The sequence below is a fragment of the Natronomonas sp. genome (assembly GCF_036625485.1).
Taxonomy (GTDB): domain Archaea; phylum Halobacteriota; class Halobacteria; order Halobacteriales; family Haloarculaceae; genus Natronomonas.
In genome coordinates this window covers 1-3124 of record NZ_JAZKTR010000223.1, presented here as the reverse complement: position 1 = coordinate 3124, position 3124 = coordinate 1, and the positions used below count along the sequence as shown (strand labels likewise).

At 67.5% G+C, this 3124-nt stretch carries 3 protein-coding genes; 1 reads left to right on the top strand and 2 read right to left on the bottom strand.

All coding sequences use genetic code 11. From position 1 onward, the window contains the following. Both V5A53_RS14165 and V5A53_RS14160 read right to left on the bottom strand, forming a co-directional pair. Positions 1-2078 (bottom strand): LUD domain-containing protein (locus V5A53_RS14165; protein WP_332314260.1); only part of this gene is annotated, 2078 nt, incomplete at its 3' end. Further along, positions 2075-2581: an LUD domain-containing protein gene (locus tag V5A53_RS14160; RefSeq protein ID WP_332314259.1), complete on the bottom strand. Its 507-nt coding sequence runs from the start codon at positions 2579-2581 to the stop codon at positions 2075-2077. The genes V5A53_RS14165 and V5A53_RS14160, both read right to left, overlap by 4 nt. Before the next feature lie 113 nt (positions 2582-2694). On the opposite strand from V5A53_RS14160, the gene V5A53_RS14155 reads away from it, so the two are divergent. Continuing rightward, complete coding sequence (locus tag V5A53_RS14155) at positions 2695-3123, top strand: hypothetical protein (RefSeq protein ID WP_332314258.1); 429 nt, start codon at positions 2695-2697, stop codon at positions 3121-3123. Position 3124: the final 1 nt, after the last annotated feature.

Sequence of the window (3124 nt, the reverse complement as noted above, 5' to 3'; positions counted from 1 at the left end):
TCGAGTAGCCGTTCGCCAACGTCGACGCTGAGTTCGTAGTACTCGGACTTGTAGCCGAAGCTGCCGGCCATCCCGCAGCATTCCGCGTCCGTGGTCGTGATATCGTAGCCGGCGTCCTCCAGCACCGCGACCGTGTACGGCTCCAGTCCGAGGGTGCGCTGCTGGCAGTGGCTGTGGTAGGTGAGCGCCCGGTCGTCCTCGACGGTCGCCAGTTCGTCGATGTCCGCGCCGTTCTCCAGCAGGCCGTAGACGTACTCGAAAACCTCGTAGCTGTTTTCGGCGAGCCGTTCGGCCGACTGCTCCGGGAGGAGCCGCTCGTACTCGTCGCGGAACATCGCGAGGGCGCTGGGTTCGACGACCACCACGTCCCGGCCGGCGTCGATGTGCTCCGCGAGTGCGGCGTAGACCTCGCTGGCCCGCTCGTCGGCGGTCGCTATCATCCCCTGAGAGAGGGGCGCCCGCCCGCTCTCGGGCACCGGCGGCACCCTGACCGAACAGCCGAGCGCCTCGAGCGTCCGGACGGCCGCCTTCCCCCGGTCGGGGTCGAAGTAATTCGTGTAGGCGTCGGCATAGAGGACCACCTCGCGGTCGGCGTCGGCGTCGGCATCGGCGGTGGACAGGGCCCGATCGGCGAACCACTCCCGGAAGGTCTCATGAGCGAACGTCGGGAGGTCCCGTCGCGGGTCGACACCGACGGTTCGGTCGAGCAGCGTCCGAACGGGGCCTGTATCCGCCATCGCGTTCGAGAGCCGCGGGAACCTGCTGCCGAGTTTCGCCACCGTTTCGAAGTTCCCGAAGAAGCGCTTCTGGAGGTCGAGCCCGCCGGGTTCCTCGTCGGGGACGAGCCCCTCGACGAGGAAATCGAACTCGTCGGGGTCGGTCTCGCGGTTCAGGCGGTCGCGGACCACCGTGTTGATCCAGGGGATGTCGATCTTCACGGGGCACTTCTCGACGCACCGCGAACAGCCGGTACAGAGGTCGTTCATGTCGGCCGCCGCGTCGAGGCCGTGGACGCCGGCCTCCCAGCCGGTGCCGATGCCGCCGGTGTAGGTCTCGCCGCCGAAGGCGTGGCCACCGACCGACTGGAAGTTGGCACACGCGTTGGCGCAGGCGCCACACCGGATGCAGTACAGCGTCTCCCGCAACTGTTCGTCCTCCCGCATCGCCATCCGGCCGTTGTCGAGCAACACGAGGTGGAACTCCCGGTCGTCGGCGTCGACGTACTCCCCCGCCTCGAAGTCGACGGCAGGTGTCTCGACCGGCGGCGTCAGAAGCGACAGGTAGGAGGTAAGGTCCTGTCCGGTGCCGGTCCGGGCGATGAGTTCGACGAACGGCTGGAGGTCGGTCAGTTCGGGAACCAGTTTCTCGATGCCCGTGACGGCGACGTGGGTCGGCGGCGTCACCGCCGTCTTGCGTGCGTTGCCCTCGTTGGTGACGAGACAGATCGTCCCGCTCTCGGCGACGACGAAGTTCGCCCCGGTCAGCCCGACATCGGCGTCGCGGATGCGCCGGCCGACCTCCTCGCGGGCGAAGGCAGTGAGTTCCTGCGGGTCCTCCGAGAGCGGTTCCGCGAGATCGAACTGGGCGTTGAACAGGTCGGCGATCTCTGCCGTCGACTTGTGCATCGCCGGGCCGATGAGGTGGGAGGGCGCCTCGTCGGCCACCTGGATGACGAACTCCCCGAGGTCGGTCTCGGTCACCTCGTAGCCCGCTTCCTCGAGGTGGTCGTTGAGGTCCAACTCCTCGGTCGTCATGGACTTGCTCTTCGCGAGATGGTCGCCGTCGGCGTTCGCCAGCACGCCCTCGATGTATCGGTTCGCGTCCTCGGCGTCCTGTGCGAGGTAGACCGTGCCGCCGTTTTCCTCGACGGCCTCGGTCACATCGTCGATGAGGTCAGGCAACGCCTCGATTGCGGCTTCCTTCGTCGCGCGGGCGGCCTCGCGCAACTCCTCGTAGGACTCCAACTGGTCGATTGCATGGCCTGAAAGCTGATTGATGGTCGTCGTATTCCGGTTGATGGACTCCCCTTCGCTCTCCATGACCCGGCGGATGGCCGCGGCCTTCTCGTGCCGACTCATGATTCGAGGACGATGACGTGGACGCTTTCGGGCCCGTGGACACCCTGGACGAGCGACCCCATGTCGGCGGTCGCACTCGGCCCCGTCGTCAGCACCTGGCTCCGTTGTCCGTCGTCGAACTCCGCCGCGAGCCGCTCGAAGGCGGCGGACATGTCCGGGACGATATCCGACGCTTCGAGGACGACGACGTGCCGGCGGGGATAGAGGCTCAGGAGCTCGTCCCCCTCGGCGCGGGAGCGGACGGTCACGGTTCCGTAGTTGGCGATTCCGAGCCCGGCCGTGGTCACGCCCGTCGCTGCCTCCTGAAGCTGGTCGACTGACGGGTCGACGACGACCGGCGTTCCCTCCAGCGAGACGCCGTCGAAGGGGAGCGACGCGCCTACCGCCGGTTCGACCACCACATCGGCGAGGGTGTCGGCGAACCCCTCTCGGTCCGTCCGGTGACAACTGTCGGCGAGTCCCTGCAACGATTCCTCGAACTGTGCTATGCTATCTGCACCCATAACCCCGACATCGGACGGTCGGGTCTTGGGGCTTGTCCCGAACCGGTCGGCGCTGACGCGACCGTCTCTGCTCGCTCGCAAACACTCAAATCCCCGACGCACCTAGAGAACACGTGAAAAAGTCGCTTCTCGTCTACGACGGTAGCAACCCGCTGTTCCGCGCGGCCGTCGAGGCGGCAACCCATCGGTCGGACGAGCTCGTAGCCGTTCGCTGGGGTGCCGAGCCGATACAGGCGTTCCTCGAAGCGCAGTTCGACGCCCGCCCGTTCGCATTCATCCTCGTCGAGGGCGACTCCGTCCACGTCGGCACGGAGACCGTCGGTCGGGTCCTCAGTCGGATGGGCCTCGCTGACCCGCTCGTCGACGGGCTGAAACGAACCTACGCGGCCGGGGGCGCCCCCTTCGGTCGGCTGGTCCACGGGCGGACGGTGGCGGATCTCAGCGGGACCTTCCCGCTGTCGGCAGAGGCTGAAGCCCACCTCGCGGGCCTCCGTCAGGTTCGGGAGATCCCCGTTCGGGAGGCGTCCGCCGAGGGGTCCTGAT